At 51.6% G+C, this 17,774-nt stretch carries 16 protein-coding genes; 13 read left to right on the top strand and 3 right to left on the bottom strand.

All coding sequences use genetic code 11. The features are described 5' to 3' along the window. Positions 1-8: 8 nt before the first annotated feature. From AC0YOB_RS25895 to AC0YOB_RS25920, 6 genes are all read left to right on the top strand, one after another. On the top strand, positions 9-1,739 hold the full coding sequence (locus tag AC0YOB_RS25895; protein WP_475795220.1) for an ABC transporter permease: 1,731 nt from the start codon (positions 9-11) through the stop codon (positions 1,737-1,739). Continuing rightward, on the top strand, positions 1,732-2,835 hold the full coding sequence (locus AC0YOB_RS25900; protein WP_475795221.1) for an ABC transporter ATP-binding protein: 1,104 nt from the start codon (positions 1,732-1,734) through the stop codon (positions 2,833-2,835). The genes AC0YOB_RS25895 and AC0YOB_RS25900 overlap by 8 nt, the downstream gene beginning before the upstream one ends. 6 nt (positions 2,836-2,841) lie before the next feature. Continuing rightward, positions 2,842-3,480, top strand: a complete 639-nt coding sequence (locus tag AC0YOB_RS25905; RefSeq protein WP_475795222.1) for a metallophosphoesterase — start codon at positions 2,842-2,844, stop codon at positions 3,478-3,480. Positions 3,481-3,645: 165 nt separating this feature from the next. Further along, entirely contained in the window at positions 3,646-4,581 is a 936-nt protein-coding gene (gene pyrB / locus AC0YOB_RS25910; protein ID WP_475795223.1) for an aspartate carbamoyltransferase, read from the top strand. Positions 4,582-5,068: 487 nt separating this feature from the next. Beyond that, the gene (locus AC0YOB_RS25915) at positions 5,069-6,076 is read left to right on the top strand and encodes an ABC transporter substrate-binding protein (protein ID WP_475795224.1); all 1,008 of its coding nucleotides are present in this window, start codon (positions 5,069-5,071) and stop codon (positions 6,074-6,076) included. A gap of 157 nt (positions 6,077-6,233) precedes the next feature. Further along, positions 6,234-7,268, top strand: a complete 1,035-nt coding sequence (locus AC0YOB_RS25920) for a glycoside hydrolase family 88 protein (protein ID WP_475795225.1) — start codon at positions 6,234-6,236, stop codon at positions 7,266-7,268. A 203-nt stretch (positions 7,269-7,471) separates the two neighbouring features. On the opposite strand, the gene AC0YOB_RS25925 is transcribed toward AC0YOB_RS25920, so the two are convergent. After that, a complete protein-coding gene (locus AC0YOB_RS25925; protein WP_475795226.1) occupies positions 7,472-8,416 on the bottom strand; it encodes a helix-turn-helix domain-containing protein in 945 nt (314 codons plus the stop codon). Between the two features lie 222 nt (positions 8,417-8,638). Between AC0YOB_RS25925 and AC0YOB_RS25930 the strand changes: the two genes are divergently transcribed. The 6 genes from AC0YOB_RS25930 to rhaA all read left to right on the top strand — a co-directional run bounded on the left by AC0YOB_RS25930 (position 8,639) and on the right by rhaA (position 15,757). Further along, positions 8,639-9,058 carry an Rrf2 family transcriptional regulator gene (locus AC0YOB_RS25930; RefSeq protein WP_475787312.1) on the top strand — a complete coding sequence of 140 codons (420 nt, stop codon included), beginning with the start codon at positions 8,639-8,641 and terminating at the stop codon, positions 9,056-9,058. 73 nt (positions 9,059-9,131) lie between these two features. After that, positions 9,132-10,403 carry an MFS transporter gene (locus AC0YOB_RS25935; RefSeq protein WP_475795342.1) on the top strand — a complete coding sequence of 424 codons (1,272 nt, stop codon included), beginning with the start codon at positions 9,132-9,134 and terminating at the stop codon, positions 10,401-10,403. 290 nt (positions 10,404-10,693) lie between these two features. Continuing rightward, the gene (locus tag AC0YOB_RS25940; RefSeq protein ID WP_475795227.1) at positions 10,694-12,070 is read left to right on the top strand and encodes a Glu/Leu/Phe/Val family dehydrogenase; all 1,377 of its coding nucleotides are present in this window, start codon (positions 10,694-10,696) and stop codon (positions 12,068-12,070) included. Positions 12,071-12,121: 51 nt separating this feature from the next. Further along, on the top strand, positions 12,122-12,472 hold the full coding sequence (locus AC0YOB_RS25945) for a phasin family protein (RefSeq protein WP_475795228.1): 351 nt from the start codon (positions 12,122-12,124) through the stop codon (positions 12,470-12,472). A gap of 32 nt (positions 12,473-12,504) precedes the next feature. Next, positions 12,505-14,181, top strand: coding sequence for an ABC1 kinase family protein (locus tag AC0YOB_RS25950; RefSeq protein WP_475795229.1), 1,677 nt, complete (start codon positions 12,505-12,507; stop codon positions 14,179-14,181). A 298-nt stretch (positions 14,182-14,479) separates the two neighbouring features. Continuing rightward, a complete protein-coding gene (gene rhaA, locus AC0YOB_RS25955; RefSeq protein WP_475795230.1) occupies positions 14,480-15,757 on the top strand; it encodes an L-rhamnose isomerase in 1,278 nt (425 codons plus the stop codon). A 108-nt stretch (positions 15,758-15,865) separates the two neighbouring features. Here the strand turns inward: rhaA and AC0YOB_RS25960 are convergent, their stop codons facing one another. Beyond that, complete coding sequence (locus AC0YOB_RS25960) at positions 15,866-16,270, bottom strand: CBS domain-containing protein (protein ID WP_210040449.1); 405 nt, start codon at positions 16,268-16,270, stop codon at positions 15,866-15,868. 172 nt (positions 16,271-16,442) lie between these two features. Here AC0YOB_RS25960 and AC0YOB_RS25965 point away from each other — a divergent pair, with 172 nt between their 5' ends. Further along, complete coding sequence (locus AC0YOB_RS25965) at positions 16,443-16,910, top strand: GlcG/HbpS family heme-binding protein (RefSeq protein WP_210040451.1); 468 nt, start codon at positions 16,443-16,445, stop codon at positions 16,908-16,910. A 178-nt stretch (positions 16,911-17,088) separates the two neighbouring features. On the opposite strand, the gene AC0YOB_RS25970 is transcribed toward AC0YOB_RS25965, so the two are convergent. After that, positions 17,089-17,751 (bottom strand): phosphatase PAP2 family protein, encoded by a 663-nt coding sequence (locus AC0YOB_RS25970; RefSeq protein WP_475795231.1) that lies wholly within the window; start codon positions 17,749-17,751, stop codon positions 17,089-17,091. Between the last annotated feature and the right edge of the window lie 23 nt (positions 17,752-17,774).

Below are 17,774 nucleotides of genomic sequence, written 5' to 3' on the forward strand. Positions count from 1 at the left end.
GCTGCAGTATGATAAAAGCAAATAATCGGAACATAGGGCAGGGGCGGCTGAGGCCGTCCCTGTCTCCCAACTTTCTGGGCTGGCTCGTATCTGCAATATTGGCTTTGCTTATTCTCTATCCGCTGGCAGCCGTAATGATCCAGGTTGTTTTTCCCGGCGTTTTCTTCGGTGACTGGAATCCCGGCAATCTCTCCTTGCTGCTTGATGTATTCAGCCGGCCGCTGTGGCGGCAGTCCATGCTGAATTCCCTGCTGCTGGCAGGCGGCACGACGGTATTTGCGACTTTACTAGGCGGGGGCCTTGCCATGCTTCGTTCAAGCTGGTCATTCCCTACGGCAAGATGGCTTGATCTGTCCGTCTGGGTGTTATTGATTACCCCTTCTTTTATACTTGCCCAAGGTTGGGTTCTGTTCGCTTCCTCCAATGGCTTTGCACATAAAATATTTGGCTGGGACTGGGTGACCTCGCTCGTATTCCAACCCGCCGGGCTTGTCGCCATTATGGTGCTGAGTAAGTTTCCTTTTGCCTACCTGAGTGTATACACGGCCATGGAATGGAAGGTGGATCAGCTGGGAGGCGCAGCCAAGCTGTGCGGAGCCAGTCCCTTTACCGTGTGGCGGACGATCTGGGTGCCGCTTCTGCTGCCGGCATTTCTGGCCGGGGCCGCGCTTGTGTTTATGGATACGATCGGCGATTTCGGGCTGCCATCAGCCCTTGCGGCGGTGTACCGGTTTCCGACGCTGCCTTACTCTATTTATTCGGCCATTTATACGTCGCCGATCCGGTTTGATATGGCGGGCGTATTGTCTTTTTATCTGGTTCTGTTCATTGCGATCGCCATGTTCGTCCAGTTCTATGCCTTGCGCAAAGCCAGATTTGATTTTCTCTCTTCCCGCGCAACAGCAGCTGTACCCAAGAATATGGGGAGCAAAGGTCTGCTGCTCACAGCAGGGAATATCCTGTTTCTCATCCTTGTAATAGGAATCCCGATGGGAACCAATGTGGCTGTGTCCTTTATGAATAATATTTCCAGAGGCTTTGTCTGGAGCAATTGGACGCTCCATTATTACCGGGAGCTGTTCGTCAACAAGCAGGCTTTGTTCCAGGGCTTGTATCATTCTCTGATGATTGCCGGCTCAACCGCGATTATCAGCCTTATTATTGGATTCCTTGTCGCTTATGTGCTGATTTATTCACGTTTTCGCTGGAAGCGGCTGATCGATATTTTTTCATTGGTTACGTTGGCAGTTCCGGGTGTCGTGCTGGGCATCGGATATATTTTCGTCTGGAATCAAGCATGGCTGGAGAACATCGGACTACTGTTATACGGAACGCCCTGGATTCTGGTATTGGCCAGCGTTGCCGGCGCTATTCCTATCATTACGCGTATCATTGTCGGCTCCTTAACGAAAATTCCGATCCAGCTGATACATGCCGCCGAGCTTCAGGGCGTTGGCTTTATCAGGCGCAGCCATGAAATTCTGCTGCCGCTTGTCCGCGGGGCGCTGTTATCCGCAGGGCTTGCCGCCTTCGGCTCCAGCGTATTCGACCTTGCGGTGTCGACCATCCTGTACCCGCCTAATTTCATGACGCTGCCGGTGGCGATCAACAAAGGCTTTGAAGATTTAAAATTCGGATATGCCACTGCGGCAACGATGCTTGGCGGCGGACTCGTCATTCTGATTATTTTGCTGCTTGAGCTGGCGTTCCGCAGAAAGGAGAAACAACTGCATGACTGATGTTCTGGAAGTAAACTCCTTGGTGAAGAAGCATGGCTCATTCACAGCGCTGAAGGGCGTTTCCTTCAAGCTGGAGGAAGGGCAAATTATTAGTATACTGGGGCCTTCCGGCTGCGGAAAATCCACACTCCTGCAGCTGGTTGCCGGACTGGACGCCCCGAATGACGGAGAAATCCGGCTGCGCGGCCAGACTGTCGCGGCTCCGGGCCGTTTTGTCGCACCTGAGAAGCGCGGCATCAATATGGTATTTCAGGATTATGCCTTATGGCCGCATATGACGGTCTACGATAATATCGCCTATGGACTGAGGCGCAAACGGATGAGCGCACAGGAACAGCGCAAGGAAATAGGGGAGCTGCTGGATCTGCTCCAGCTGCAAGGGCTGGAAGGACGATTTCCTCCACAGCTGTCGGGAGGCCAGCAGCAGCGCGTGGCTATTGCCCGGGCGCTCGCAACCCGCCCTTCGCTGCTCCTGATGGATGAGCCTTTATCCAACCTTGATATGCGGCTGCGCATTGATATGCGCACGGAGATGTCTTATTTGTTCCGCCAGCTGGGTATTTCCGTACTTCATGTGACCCATGATCCCAGCGAGGCATTTTCACTGGCGGATCGTCTGATGATTATGCGGAGCGGCCAGGTGGATCAGCTTGATGAGCCGGAGGCGTGCTACCGCAAGCCGGCTTCGCGCTGGGCAGCCTCGCTGCTGGGCGCGACCAATGTGCTGCAGGGGATGATCACCTATGTCGATAGTGAACCCCGTGTACGGATAGGCGGCGTGACTTTTCAATATGCATTTGCCAATGAAACGGCACCGCTTCATGAAAGTGCCGGGGTGGAAGTCATGATCCGTCCGGAAGATATTACGTTGACCGACGGGTCTCAGACATCCGGGTCGGCAAGCTCCAATCGGCTGACTCTTTCGGTTATTCACTGCGCTTTTGAGGGAAATCAGTGGCGGCTTCTGGTGAAAACGGAAGACGGGCAGCGTTTATCCGTGCTCCACAGCAGCCGTGTTTCGATTGGAGCGGAGCTTCATGTTGAAATACCGGTCGCATTGACGTTTGTTTATGCCCTGGATACGAAGGAGAGTTAAAATACCTTGTCTCGTTTATTGGTTATTTCGGATATTCACGGACATACGGAAGGCTTGAAGCTGCTGCTTGAAGCAGCGGATTATGATTCCCGTTCCGATCGTCTTTATCTGCTTGGCGATTATGTTGATGACGACATCGCTTCCTTCCATACACTGGACTATGTTCAGGCATTGACAAGAGACGGAGCTGTTGCGCTTGCGGGAAACAAGGAGTTTCAAGGCCTGAAGAAGGCGGAGGAGGCCCGCCGCAAGGATTGGTGCGAGTATATCCTGTCGCTTCCGCTGCATGCCGGGCATGATTCTTATCTGTTCGTGCACGCCGGGATCAGGCCTGGGGTTTCATTGGAGCAGCAGACGATCCTGGATTTGACGGAAATCAGGGAGCCTTTTCACCGGTATCCCCATTCGGACCGCCGGACGGTTGTGTTCGGTCATACGCCAACACATCGGCTCGGCGCGGAGCGGGGAGAGCTGTGGCAGGCGAACCGGAAGCTTGGGATTGATACCGGAGCGAAGCACGGCTGCCGTCTGACGCTTGTTGATCTGACGAATTCGCTCACCTTCTCCTGTTCAACCGCAGCGGATCAAAAATACGGAAATTATCGCAAAAAAAGGATAGCCGCACTGTCAAGCAAACCTGAATAAAGAAGGATACCTCCCGACCCGGAATTGCGTTATAATTCTAAAGGTCGGGAGTTTTTGGCATGCTTGCCGATCCAGAGTGATCCACTTTATATAGCGGTATTTGAATGAATTCAACTATTAAGGGCACGAAGCTTGTATTCGCTGCCGGAAAAGGAACGAAACCCTATGAATCCCTCATTTCACGTCATTGGTTCGAAGCAATTTGGGAAAACGGCGCTGGAAGAACTATTCCGCTCCGCTGCACAAATGGAACAGATTGTGGCGACAGGCGGGACAACCCGTTTTGCAGGCAAAATTATGTGCTCCCTGTTTTTTGAAGCCAGTACCAGGACCCGGCTCTCCTTCGAATCGGCGATGTACCGTCTCGGAGGCAGCGTCATTGGAACGGAGAATGCCGCGCAGTTCTCTTCGGCGATCAAGGGAGAAACGCTGGAGGATACGGTGCGGGTCGTTTCGGGCTATTGCGACGTTATTGTGCTCCGTCATACGGATATAGGTGCGGCGCATCGCGCGGCGGCGGTCTCGGAGAGAGTTCCTGTTGTTAATGCGGGCGATGGCTCTGGAGAGCATCCCACCCAGGCGCTGCTGGACCTGTACACCATTCAGAAGGAATTGGGACGGATCGAAGGTCTGCATATCGCCATGATCGGCGATTTGACCTATGGGCGTACGGTGCACTCGCTCAGTTATTTGTTGTCGAACTATAAGGATGTCAGGATCACCTTTATCGCCCCTGATAATGCCAGGATCCCGGAATCGGTCAAGCATTATCTGGACGAGAAGGGGGTAGCTTACGAGGAAACCGGCGATTTGGCCAGGGTAGCGGAAACGGCCGATGTATTCTACCAGACACGCGTTCAGAAAGAACGGTTCCCGTCAATGGAGCAATATCAGCTTGCGGCAGGAAAATATATCATTGACCGTCATCTGCTGGAGCATATGAGGGAGGATTCCCTCATCCTGCATCCGCTTCCCCGCGCGGGAGAAATCGAAGCGGAGGTTGATGCCGATCCCCGCGCAGGCTATTTCCGGCAAGCCCAGAACGGCCTGTTTATCCGTATGGCTATTCTTGAGAAATGTCTGGAGACAAGGACCGTCTAGCAGGATAAAGAACACGATCAAAAAACACGCAGTTTCAGATAGCTGTGGGTTGAACACACGCAGTGCTGATGCCGAACGGCAAAGCATGCGTGTTTTTTGTTCGTTTCCCCTTGCAGGCAGCTTGGATTCGTCTAGTTGAAAAATGTCGAATAAGCGTTCGAACGCTAATATAATTTGCAGGTTATAACGAAATTCGGGTCTCAGGCTCTGCCAATTTCTAACCGGCAGGGCTTTTTTTCCATTTACCTCAATAGGGAGAAGATACGCGGCTTAGCTGAAACAAAGTTTTTATGGCATAATACCTCATCCCCGGAACTGCAGCCCGAAGAGGTGTCATACGGCAATAGTTTGCCACAAATATTCGTCAGATTATGGATAGACGATTCCCGGGATGTTTGTTATCATTACAAATGATAATGATAATCATTAACAATTAAGAAGGGGGATAAGCATGCTTCACGTTTCACGTAGAACAGGAATATTAGGTATGCTCGTCGTATTCGCAATTATCGTAAGCGCCTGCGGGGGGAATTCGGAACCAGCACCTGCAAATGGACAGCAAAACGCCGCGGGTACGAATGCCAGCGGGTCTGATTCAGCGGCAGCCGGCGGGGAGAAGGAAGAAGAAGCGCAGGGTGGATCTGACACCAGAATCGTCAAAACAGTTAAGGGGGATATTGAAATTCCCGCCAATCCGCAGCGGATCGTTGCCGGTTATTACCATGGGACGCTGCTGTCTCTGGGTATCCAGCCGATTGGCGGAAGCAAGGAGTGGTGGATGGGAAGCCCGTTCCTGACCACTCAGGAGCAAACCATTACGGACATCGGCTCGCCTGCCTCGCTGGAAAAGGTGCTGGCGCTTGAACCGGATCTGATTGTCATCAATGATACACTGATAGACAGCTATGATGCATTGGCCAAAATCGCACCGACGCTGCTCATTCCTTACGATTCCATCAAGAATATCCGTGAGGAAGTATCCATGTTCGGCGATTTGCTGAACAGACAGGAGGAAGCCGCGAAATGGCAGGCTGATTACGAGGACAAGGCCAAGGAGGCCAAAGAGAAGCTGAAAGGGATCATGGAGCCGGGTATGACCGCATCGCTTCTCGAAACGGACGGCAAAACCATTGCCATGCTTGGCGATAATTATGGCCGAGGGGGAGAGGTCATCTATCATGTCCTTGGCTTTAAGGCTCCCCCGCTTGTGCAAAAAGATGTGATTGACAGCGGCGAGCAATACAAAACCGTATCGCTTGAAGTGCTCCCCGAATATTTGAATGCGGATTATATCTTCTTGAGCTCCTACCCTGACGGAACGGATGAAGCTCTGAAATCTTTAATGGCAAGCTCCGTATGGAAAAGCTTGAAGGCCGTCAAAGAGGGGCATGTGATCAGCCTCGATTATAAAACTTATTTTTATTTTGATCCCGTCTCGACTTACGGACAAATCGATACATTGACAGATCTGCTGCTCAAGCATCAAGCCAAGTAAGATATCCGATCTTTTCACAAGGAATCCGGAATCGGTTCCCTGTGGACGTTTGCCCATATTTTCAGGACGATCCCCCAAGTGTTTGCTGCCCGGAACATGGTAAATTGGCGTTGCCGGCTGTTGAGTCCGGCAGCAAATCTTGAGGAGGTGCTTGACGATGCGGCAGTATGGGGATTTAATATGGAAGCAGATGAAGAAGGATCATTCCGGTCAATGGGGAATGGACATTCAGCAATGGGATTGGGTGCCCGGAGTGGGCGTCATTGCTTTGATGGAATATTACGAAGCCGTACAGGACCCGGAGATACTGGCATATCTGGTTAATTGGGTGGCGAATAACAAAGACAAGGCGGAGGGAACCAGAGTTATAAACAGCATTGCTCCCTTTGCGGTATTTCCGGCTTTGCATCGTCTGACAGGCGAGAACTGGTATGCGGAAGAAGCGGAGCGGGTGGCCCTGTGGCTGGTTACCGAGGCTCCCCGTACCCGGGAACAGGCTTTTGAACATACGGTTACCGAGAATGCCAGCTTCTCGGAGCAGGTATGGGCGGATACGATCTTTATGGCTGTTCTTTTTCTGGCGCGCACCGCTTCCATGCTCAACAATAAGCGTTATGCGGAGGAAGCGGCGAGTCAGGTTCTGATTCACCTGCGGCTGCTTCAGGATACGCAGACCCAGGTGCTGTTCCACGGCTGGAATTGCGATACCGGCAGCCATATGTCCGCAGCCCGCTGGACAAGAGCGAATGCATGGGTAACGGTTGGGATCCCCATGATCCTGGAGGAGATTGCTCCCCTGATTGAGGTTCCCGATGAGGTTACCGAAAGATACGGCAGGTTGATTACAGGTCTGGCAGGCTACCAGCAGGCGGATGGTTTATGGAGTACGGTGATGGATCACCCTGATTATTATCGAGAGATTTCCGGAAGCGCCGGAATCGGCTGCGGATTATCGAAAGCTCTTGATATGGGACTTATTGAATCCGATGAACAGCTTAGCTCTGTCATAGAACGCGTCGTACAAGCGGTGATCCCCTATATTTCGGAGGAGGGGGTAGTCGGAGGCGTTTCCGGCGGCACGCCTGTATTGGCCAGCATCGCGGCTTATAATGAGGTTCCCATTTATCCGGCTCTCTATGGTCAAGGATTGGTTCTCCTGCTGCTCGTTCAAGCCATGCGCGGGAAGGAATGAGTATGGCGGTGAGCAAAGCGCCTGGCTGCGCGCTCATCCCAAAGATCGCGAGCTCCCGTGTAATCTGCGCAGAAAGTTAGCCGGAGACCAAAAATTCAGGCGTATGGCAGTTGCTTCGACAAGCGGCAGACAGCTGGCTCACTTATAAACAATTGTGAAATATCGAAAGATGACGCTTCCATATGCAGGCCTGAAATTTTTCATCACACATTCAGGTGATCCGGCTCATACCGGATTGCCTTTTTGTGCTGCCGGTCGGCTCCCCCGCGGTATTTTTTTGGCGATAGCCCGGTACCTCGTTTGAACACATGAAAGAAGTGTGACATATCCCCGAAGCCTGTTTGCAGAGCTATTTCTGTAACCGGCATTAAGGTTTCCGCCAGCAGCCGCTTGGCCTGATTCAGACGGTAATCCGTCAGAAACTGCTTGATGGTATTTCCGGTAGCCTTCTTGAAAATATAAAACAACCGCGACCGGGAGACTGGATACAGCCGCAGCAAATCTTCAATCTGGAGCTTTTCCTGATAATGCGCTGTCAAATAGGATAATACCCCGCCTACAATCCGTTCATCTTCAGACTCGTTCAGGCTCATGCCGGCCGGTCCGGTTTTTTGCAGGTCAATGATAAGCAGAAGCATTTCCGCAACGGATTTGAGGATAGCCAGTTCGCCATAGGGGTTCTTGTTCTGGAGCTGCAGCTCCAGCTCCGAGAGAAGGCTGGCAAGTTTCGATTGCTGCGGCGTGGAAAGAAAATAATGGCCAGATTGGTAATCGTCATCTATGAACAGGGAACAAATAGGCAGAGTGGAGCCGAAGCAGGCTGCGTTGATTGCATCCATATAAGCTTCGTCTATCGAAACAACGAACCGGTGCAGGGGTTCAGGCTTTCCGGTGAAGGGCCTGTGAACGACGTGAGGCCGGATAATGGTCAATGTGCCGGCTTTCAGAGGATACAGCCGATCTCCGACGATGTATGAGCCGGAGCCATCCAGACAAAAATAAAATTCGAAGCCATTATGGGCGTGGAGCATCCGTTGGCCAAGCGGAGCTTTCCGGAGCTGGCAGTTCACGGGATATTCGGTAAGGAAGCGGTTCGTATATTCATCCAGTGCAAAGCTTGGGGAAAACTCAGGTTCTGCATGGTCCATTGACGGACCTCCTTCAACTATCGTATCGATTACCGCTAATGATGAATAATAATAGAGATCATTCATATTGAAATATTATCGTACCACAATCGGATCAAATCCTGAATAAACCGGAAAAGGCCGCGTAAAAAATTTTGCATTGCCGGACGAAAAAAATTCTTGACGGATGTAACTGTAACAAATATTATTATAGTTATTCAACCAATGGAGATGAGGCAGCGTATGAACAGCGATTTCACAATAGCCGTACACAGTCTATCCTATTTGGCTCATTTGCCTTTACATATAGCGCCAAGCGACCGGATTGCCAGAAGCGTTTCCGTCCATCCCGTAAGGGTGCGCAAGGTACTCAGCATGCTGTGCAAGAAAGGGTATATCAAATCCAAAGAAGGTGCCGGAGGCGGGTTCGAGCTCAACTGCAGGCCGGAAGAGGTCACGCTGGATGAACTGTATCTGCTTACTTCGGAAGGATCTTTGAAGCCTAAATTTCCGAATCCCAATACGCAATGTCTGATCGGGGCCAATATTGAGAGCGCCATGGATGGCATTTTTATTTCATTGGAGGATCAGGTGGGCAGCTACCTGCGCAATTATACAATTGCCGATATTCTAAGTCGCGTGGAGCTGCAATCCAGGCTGTAAATTTTTTTTGTTCTTTACTGTAATATTTAATATTACAGTAAAGAAGCATTTATTCATTCGGGAGGAACAAATGATGACAGAGGCCGCAAAGGCATCAAAGCTTTATTATGGATGGATCGTCGTGTTGATTGCCTTCTTGGCCCTGCTCGTCTCCGCTGGAATCAATTCGATACCGAGTGTTCTGATGCTCTCGTTCGAAAAGGAATTCGGCTGGGACCGGGCCTCCGTTTCCGGAGCTTTATCCATCAAGATCCTGCTTTATGGCCTTATGGGGCCATTCTCAGCTGCGCTTATGGCGCGTTTCGGCATTCGCCGGATGATGGTCATCGCCATGATTCTGCTGGCGGGCAGTCTGTCGCTGACACCCTTGATGACGGCGCTCTGGCAGTTTTTCCTGCTGTGGGGCGTCATGGTCGGGCTGGGCACGGGCATGATGGCCAATGTTCTTGGCGTAACTGTGGCAAACCGCTGGTTCGTCAAGCATAAAGGATTAGTGGTGGGACTGCTTACGGCCAGCGCGGCTACCGGACAACTGCTGTTCCTCCCGCTGCTGGCGCAAATTACGACGGCGATTGGCTGGAGAGCCTCGATCTTTACGACGGTAGCCGTTCTTGTGCTGCTGATCCCTGTCGTTGCCATATGGATGAGAAATCACCCTTATGATGTCGGAGCGGCTCCGCTAGGCGAGGCCGAGGTCACACGGCCGGCTCCATTCAGAGGAAATTTATTTCTTGCGCCGCTGCAGACCCTTGCTTCCGCTTCACGGAGCGGAACTTTCTGGCTGCTCGCCGGGACCTTCTTCTTCTGCGGGTTTTCCACCAACGGGCTGATCGGTACCCATCTGATCCCGGCCTGCGGCGATTTTGATATCCCCATTGTCATAGCGGCAGGGCTGCTGGCGTTGATGGGAGTGTTCGATCTTGTAGGCACGACGCTCTCCGGCTGGCTGTCCGACCGGTTCGACAGCAGATGGCTGCTGTTCTGGTATTACGGACTGCGCGGTCTTTCCCTGATCTTCCTGCCTGCCGCGCTCGGTATGGGCTACACCCAACTGCTGATCTTCGCGGTATTCTACGGATTGGACTGGATTGCCACTGTCCCGCCGACGGTCAAGATCACCTCCGATGTATTCGGAAAAGAAAAGGCGGGAATGGTATTTGGCTGGATCGTCGTTGCTCATCAGGTAGGGGCTTCCACTGCCGCTTATGGGGCAGGGGTGCTGCGCGACTGGCTCGGCAGCTATACCGTTCCGTTCGTGATGGCCGGCTTTGTCTGCTTGTTTGCGGCCGTGATGGCCGTGCGGATTCGAAAATCCGTCAGGATGGCTCACGCTGTAGGAGTCTGATGGCGTTTATATAGATAACCGGTGAGCCGCGGAAGCCGGGTGGAGAAGTGTTAGCGCGTGAAACGCGGCTTCCACCTGCGCAGCCATGCTTGTCCCCGGGTTTTACGAATAAGGAGGGTTTCTTACCGGTCTGAGACCAGGAAGAGGCCTCCTTATTGCTGTTTCGCCGCAGTCTGCTGCCAAGGTTAAGGCTGTCTCAAGTAAAAATTTGGTCAAAGTCCCGCGGTTGGTTATACTGTAATTGGAGGAGGCAACGTACGACAATCCAAAATATGAGGTGATCCATACATATGACAAGCAAGACCAGCGCAGTCATTGAGCGTTCCTTACAAAATCTGTTGGAAGACGCCGCTTATTTGCCGGTTTTACAGGACGAAATCAGAGCGAAAGCCTTCAAATCTCTGGCCTCCATATTATCTACTCCCAATCGCATGCACAAATCCTTTCTGCGCGTTCCGCTGGACAATGGCGAGGTGACGAGGATTCCCGCTTTTCGGACTCAGCATAACGATACGCTGGGGCCATATAAAGGGGGCATCCGCTTCCACGAATCGGTGAACGAGGATGAAGTTATTAATTTGGCTGCGTTAATGACACTTAAAAACGCGCTGCATGAGGTTCCTTTTGGCGGCGGAAAAGGCGGGGTTGCGATTAATCCGCGAAACTATTCCGCACGCGAGCTGTACCTCATCTGCAAAAAATATGTCCAGTATTTCAGCGATATTCTGGGACCCGACAAGGATATTCCAGCGCCTGACGTTGGCACGGGAGAACGCGAAATGGACTGGATGATGGCTGAATATAAAAGCATTAATCCCGGGAAGCCCTATCGCGGCAGCTTCACGGGCAAAAGCGTCATTAACGGAGGCTCCCTGGGAAGAAGGGAAGCGACCGGCAAGGGCGTTTATTTCACCTTCCGCTATTTGCTCCATGATTTTCTTCAGGGACAGCATGGGTTTGCAGGAAGCAGCAACGCCTTCGCCCAGACCGTTATGGCTCTTGCCGGCGGACCGCTGAAGCTGGCCGTTCAGGGGTTCGGCAATGTCGGTTCCATCGTGGCCCTGGAAGCCTACCAGTGCACGAAGCTGCAGAATAAAATAGTGGCGGTCAGCGACCGCAACAGCACTTTATACAATGCCGAGGGCCTGGACATTCCTGCTCTCATCGGTTATGCACAGACGCATCATGGCGATCTGCCGAATACGCCGGAAGGGCTTGCCGAAGCGAATGTCAAAGCGGAAATCCGTGGCAGGGAGGATATTCTCTATCTGGATGTCGAGGTTCTGGTACTCGCGGCGCTGGAGGATCAGATACGCGCCGATAATGTGGAGCGCATCAAAGCCAGCTTTATTGTAGAGGGAGCGAATGCTCCGGTTACGGGCGATGCGGATCAGATATTGCTGGATAAAGGCTGTATCGTCATACCGGATATTCTGGCGAATGCGGGCGGCGTTATCGTCTCGTATTTTGAGTGGCTGCAGGGCCGCGAGACACAATTTTACAGTGAAGCGCAGGTATTTGAGCTGCTTCATGACAAGATGAAATCAACCATGAACGCGATTTACCCCGGTTACTTCGGGAACACCCGCTCGCTGCGTCAAATCTGCTATACCCACGCGGTCATGAAGCTGTCGACCAATCTATATATTCAGGGGAAGCTGTACTAAAGCCAGGATTCATGCAAGTAAATATAAAGGAATGAACGGGAGGCTGTTAAGATGAACGAATTGATCAAAAAGGCATTGGCGCTCGGCGTAGGCATTACGATTACAAGCAAGGAAAAGGTCGAGAAGGCGGTCGAGGAGCTGGTGAAAAAAGGGGAGATCGCCCCTGGCGACTCCAAGGAGCTGCTGAACCGCCTGATACAAAAGGGCGAGGACGAGCAAAATGAGCTCAAACGGATCGTGCGGGAGCAGCTCAAGCTGCTGCTGGTTGAATTGAACGTTGCCACCAAGGATGATATTCTGCGCCTGGAATCCCAGATCAAGGATCTGAAGGTTGAGAAAGCAGTTGTGAGTGAAGTTCAGACAGAGGATCAGCCCGGGAAGCAGCAAGAGGATCAGGCGTAGGCGTCAAGGCCAACTGAAAGGAACCCAGCCCTATGTTCGGTAAACGAGTGCGTCACATAAACCGGTATCGGGATATCGCAATCGCTTTGATTCGCAACGGTTTTGGTTTTATCGTGGAGGAAATTGATATTTTCCATATGCTTTCCCTGCCCGCAAGGATCATGAGGCAATCCGAGAAAACGCCCAAATTATCGCTATGGGAGCGGATCGGGAATGTCATTCAGGATTTGGGTCCGACCTTCATCAAGCTCGGACAGATCGGAAGCACGCGTTCGGATGTGCTGCCGGAAGAGATGATCAAGCAGCTGGAAAAGCTTCAGGATCAGGTTGAAGCTTTTCCTTTTTCCGATGTACAGGCCATCATCGAAGCGGAATCCGGTATGCGTATGGAGGAGATTTTTGCTGATTTTCATCAAGTGCCTACGGCTGCCGCCTCCATTGGCCAGGTTCACGAAGGCAGGTTGACGAGCGGAGAACGGGTAGCGGTCAAGATTCAGCGCCCGGGCATCGCCGAGACGGTCAAAACCGACCTGGAGATACTCCGCAATCTGGCTGCCATTATGGAGAACCGGTTCGATTGGGCCAAAAAATATCAAATTCAAAAAATGATTGAGGAATTCGGCAAATCGCTGATTGATGAGCTGGATTACAAGATCGAAGGAAAGAACACGGAGCTCATAGCCGCTCAGTTCGAGAAGGACGTCAATATATATATTCCCGGCGTGTACTGGGCGTATTCTTCAGGCAAGGTGCTGGTGATGGAGTTTGTCGAGGGCATTAAGGTCAGCGACAACGAGCAGCTGAAGAGCAAGAATTATAATAATAAAATTATCGCTGAACGCCTCATACAAGCGGTGCTGCATCAAATTTTTATTGAAGGATTCTTCCATGCTGATCCGCATCCCGGCAATCTGCTGGTGCTGCCGGGCGAGGTTGTCGCTTTTATCGATTTTGGGATGGTCGGACGGCTTACGCCGGAAATGAAGCTTCATTTTTCCAATTTGATTATTGGGCTGATGCGCAAGAAGACCGATGCCATTATAAAGTCCCTTTTCGATATGGGGGTAATTACCGAGCATGTCGATAAGGAAGAGCTTCGAAAAGATGTCAATCAAATGCGCGATAAATATTATGGAGTCGCTCTCAGCGAGGTCAGTCTCGGCGAATCGGTGCAGGACCTGTTCGATCTGGCCTACCGCCATCAAATCCGCATCCCCGCCGATTTGATTCTTCTTGGCAAGACACTGCTGACGATGGAAGGCGTTGTCGAGAAGCTGGACCCGGAGATCAGCATCATTCAGATAGCGGAGCCCATTGGCAAACGACTGCTTAAGGAGCGCTTTAACCCGAAAAATATCGGAGAACGGCTGTGGAAGGACGTATCCGATTACCGCGAGATCCTGGTCGATTTTCCGAAACAGATCAAAGGACTGCTGAACGTTGTGAATAACGGCAATTTGAAGCTGGAGATCAGCGTCTCGGGCATTGACGGCATCCTGAATAAGCTGGACCGGATCAGCAACCGGCTGTCAATCAGCCTTGTGCTGCTGTCCTTCAGCATCATCATGCTGGGTCTGATCATCGGTTCTTCCATCAGTCACCAAAACAGCATGCTGTGGAACATCCCGGCGATCGAGATCGGTTTTGTCATCGCGGGGTTTCTGTTTATGTGGCTGCTCTATTCGATCTTCAGATCAGGACGGTTCTGATGAACTCTTCCAAGAACGCTGGAGTACTCGGCAGGGATAGCCGTTAAAGGTTCATTTTCTGACTGAAATTGTCCCGATTGACGTGGAATTGAGCAGGTGATTATGGCATACTGTTACGTGAGATGATCAAGGGAAGGCTTTTCTTGAAATATAAGAAAGTATAAAAATCCATCATACTTTGCTTATATTTCTGAGGGAAGAAACTTGACATAGCTACAGAATGGATGGCTTCAGCCGTTTCTTCTTGTACGAGACAGTATGCTGTAACACCACCCATATCGCTTTAGGAGGTTCGACCATGTCAATTGAATCAAGTTACGAAGATGCCCGGCAGCTGTATGCAAAGCATGGAATCGATGTGGACGAGGTTCTGCGCAAGCTTGCCCAAATCAGGATTTCCGTCCACTGCTGGCAGGGCGACGATGTCCGCGGCTTCCTGTTTCAGGATCAGGAATTGACCGGAGGAATTTCGGTAACGGGTAATTACCCGGGGGCTGCGCGCACGCCTCAGGAACTACGTTCGGACTTGGAGAAAGCGTTCTCATTAATTCCTGGCAAGCATAAAGTCAATTTGCACGCAATCTACGCCGATACGAACGAAAAGGTGGATCTGGACCAGCTGGAGCCCCGCCATTTTCAATCCTGGGTCGATTGGGCGAAGGCACAGGGGCTCGGGCTGGATTTCAATCCGACCTGCTTCTCCCATGAGAAATCCGCGGACGGGTTTACATTGAGCCATCCGGATGCGGACATCCGGAGGTTCTGGATCGATCATTGCAAAGCCTCGCGCAAAATCGGCGCTTATTTTGGCGAGCAGCTGGGTCAGACCTGTGTGACCAATGTTTGGGTCCCGGACGGCTACAAGGATATTCCCGCCGACCGGCTCGCGCCGCGCCGCCGCCTGATGGAAGCGCTCGATGAAGTATTTGCGGAGGAGCTTGATCCGAAGCATAACCTTGATGCGGTGGAGAGCAAGCTGTTCGGTCTCGGTGCGGAAGCTTATACGGTAGGCTCCCATGAATTTTATATGGGGTATGGCATCAAGAATGATAAGCTGATCTGCCTGGACGCGGGACATTTTCATCCGACGGAAGTGATTTCCAACAAGCTGTCTTCGCTGTCGCTGTTTACAAGCGGCATACTGCTACATGTCAGCCGTCCGGTCCGCTGGGATAGCGACCATGTCGTTGTGCTTGACGACGAGCTGCTGGACATCGGCCGGGAGCTTGTGCGCAATGATCTGCTGGATACTACACATATCGGACTGGATTTCTTCGATGCCAGCATCAACCGTGTGGCGGCATGGGTGATCGGGACGCGCAATACAATCAAAGCCCTGCTGCGGGCCATGCTGGAACCGGCTGAAGCGCTGAAGCAGGCGGAGCTCGAAGGGGATTATACGACACGTCTGGCACTGGCTGAAGAATTCAAATCCTATCCATTTGGAGCGGTATGGGATTACTACTGCGAGCAAAGCGGGGTTCCGGTTCGCGAGGAATGGCTGGCCGAGGTCAAATCGTATGAAAAATCCGTACTGCCGGGCCGCTGGGATTCGGCGCCTGTCGTACATCAATAATAGCAGGAAGAGGCTGCCTGCTTATCCCCCATGATTGCGGGAGGACAGCAGGATTGCAGAGCATCTCTTCGAGAAATGTGTTTATGCCATGCTGGTCCGGAGCGGCAGTCAATCGGTAATATTTTTAGTGTAATAGGCAATTATATCTTTACGGCGGATAATTCCGATGAATACACGGTCATTGTTCACGACTGGCACGAAATTCTGATCAGCCGCCAGAGCCAGCATATCCTCCATCTGGGCATTAATCGAGACGCATTCATTATGGATGCGTTTCTTTATTTCGGTTACGGGCACCTGCTGCATATTATCAAAGGTAAGACCCGGGGTATTCTTCAGTTTCCACAGCAGATCGCCCTCCGAGAGGGTGCCGATATATTTGCCGTCGTCGTCAATAATGGGAATAGCCGAGTAATGGTGATGCTCCAGCTGATCCATCGCTTCCTTCATGGACATGGAGGAAGTGATGAAAGCAACCTTGTCTTTGGGAAACAGGAATGAAGAGATTTGCATAAGGCCTGAGCTCCTTTGCTGTAGATTTTATATTGGCTCTCTTTTATTAAAACATACTTTACGACTAAATAGTGTGTTAAATGGTGCCATGGAGAATTTAGATATTAGATCATTTCACTGGGAAAATGACCATACACTACTTAATATATGGTCATAAGGGGTGTATGCGTCTATGCGGATTATGCTGGATACGGCTAAAGCATTGCTGTTGGCAGCGGAGAAGAAGGCCCGGGAGATCGGGGTATCTGAGGACATCGCGATTGTTGATGAGGGAGGCAATCTGATTGCTTTTCACCGCATGGATTATGCCCGTATTGCCGGGATCGATATTGCCCTGAACAAGGCATGGACCAGTGTGGCGATGAAAATGCCGACAGTCAATCTGTCCCAGGCGGCACTTCCCGGCGGACCTTCCTTCGGCATTAATACAACGAATAACGGGCGGATTGTCATCCTGGGGGGAGGGATTCCTCTCATTAAAGACGGCCGGATCTACGGAGGAGTCGGAGTGAGCGGCGGAACAAGCGATCAGGATATAGAGGTTGCCACCGCAGCTGTTCAAGCTTATGACAGCATGCGCGCAGCAGATAGCCCCCGTCCCCTGCAGGCACGCATAGGCTCGTATACGCAGAACACGTAATTTCGATCGATTCGGATAAAGGCAGCTGCACAACAAGCGCTCCCCTGCATGTCAGGGCAGCGCTTGTTTTGTGCAGCGCACAGATGATTATCGAAGCTTATCTGCTGCTGGCAATGGCAATGGCGATGGCAGGTCTGGGGCTTGGGGTCAACATCTGCACCTCCCGAACAATCCCTCATTAAGGAAGGACAGTAATGCTGCTTCGCTTTTCACCTGCACGGGTTCGTGCCCAGGTTCGGGCACCGACAAAATAAATCACTTCCACAACCGCAATCGCACCCGCCATGTCCATCAGCACATGCTGTTTGACAAATAAGGTCGAGGCGATAATAAGGAAGGACATGCCTGATACCGCAATGCGGATATACCGGTTGATTCCGGGTGACGAGATAAAGGCTTTCATCATGCAGTACGAGGTCAGCACATGCGTGCTCGGGAAGCAGTTGAAGGGTTCATCCATGCTGTAGACATATTGAACGAGCCGGTCCAGCCAGTCGTTGGCGACCAATTCCGGACGCGGCACATGGGTCTGATAAACGGCATAGACCAGGTAGCAGACGACGAGCCCTATATTAAAGCGCAGCAGCGTGTGCATGTACAGCTGACGATTACGGAAGGCAAGGTACACAAAGCAGGCTAATATAAAGACGAACCAGGCCAAGTACGGCAGAATGAATATTTTCAAAAACGGAATTTGCTGGTCCAGATCGGTTACCAGGCTGAACGTGTGCTCGCCTCTGCTGTGATTCAGATAAATATAAGCGATGCTGAGCAGGGGGATGGACAACAGCAGACTGAGCGCCAGCAGGTGTTTTTTTAACAGGTTCCATTTCTTATACATAAGCAGTCACTCCGTTTCGAATT

Source organism: Paenibacillus sp. JT31N17 (genome assembly GCF_056269255.1).

Excerpts from the sequence above, each read along its gene's own strand:
- AC0YOB_RS25895 (WP_475795220.1), top strand. The coding sequence starts at position 9 with ATGATAAAAGCAAATAATCGGAACATAGGGCAGGGGCGGCTGAGGCCG.
- AC0YOB_RS25900 (WP_475795221.1), top strand. The coding sequence starts at position 1,732 with ATGACTGATGTTCTGGAAGTAAACTCCTTGGTGAAGAAGCATGGCTCA.
- pyrB (WP_475795223.1), top strand. The coding sequence starts at position 3,646 with ATGAATCCCTCATTTCACGTCATTGGTTCGAAGCAATTTGGGAAAACG.
- AC0YOB_RS25915 (WP_475795224.1), top strand. The coding sequence starts at position 5,069 with ATGCTCGTCGTATTCGCAATTATCGTAAGCGCCTGCGGGGGGAATTCG.
- AC0YOB_RS25920 (WP_475795225.1), top strand. The coding sequence starts at position 6,234 with ATGCGGCAGTATGGGGATTTAATATGGAAGCAGATGAAGAAGGATCAT.
- AC0YOB_RS25925 (WP_475795226.1), bottom strand. The coding sequence starts at position 8,416 with ATGGACCATGCAGAACCTGAGTTTTCCCCAAGCTTTGCACTGGATGAA.
- AC0YOB_RS25930 (WP_475787312.1), top strand. The coding sequence starts at position 8,639 with ATGAACAGCGATTTCACAATAGCCGTACACAGTCTATCCTATTTGGCT.
- AC0YOB_RS25935 (WP_475795342.1), top strand. The coding sequence starts at position 9,132 with ATGACAGAGGCCGCAAAGGCATCAAAGCTTTATTATGGATGGATCGTC.
- AC0YOB_RS25940 (WP_475795227.1), top strand. The coding sequence starts at position 10,694 with ATGACAAGCAAGACCAGCGCAGTCATTGAGCGTTCCTTACAAAATCTG.
- AC0YOB_RS25945 (WP_475795228.1), top strand. The coding sequence starts at position 12,122 with ATGAACGAATTGATCAAAAAGGCATTGGCGCTCGGCGTAGGCATTACG.
- AC0YOB_RS25950 (WP_475795229.1), top strand. The coding sequence starts at position 12,505 with ATGTTCGGTAAACGAGTGCGTCACATAAACCGGTATCGGGATATCGCA.
- rhaA (WP_475795230.1), top strand. The coding sequence starts at position 14,480 with ATGTCAATTGAATCAAGTTACGAAGATGCCCGGCAGCTGTATGCAAAG.
- AC0YOB_RS25960 (WP_210040449.1), bottom strand. The coding sequence starts at position 16,270 with ATGCAAATCTCTTCATTCCTGTTTCCCAAAGACAAGGTTGCTTTCATC.
- AC0YOB_RS25965 (WP_210040451.1), top strand. The coding sequence starts at position 16,443 with ATGCGGATTATGCTGGATACGGCTAAAGCATTGCTGTTGGCAGCGGAG.
- AC0YOB_RS25970 (WP_475795231.1), bottom strand. The coding sequence starts at position 17,751 with ATGTATAAGAAATGGAACCTGTTAAAAAAACACCTGCTGGCGCTCAGT.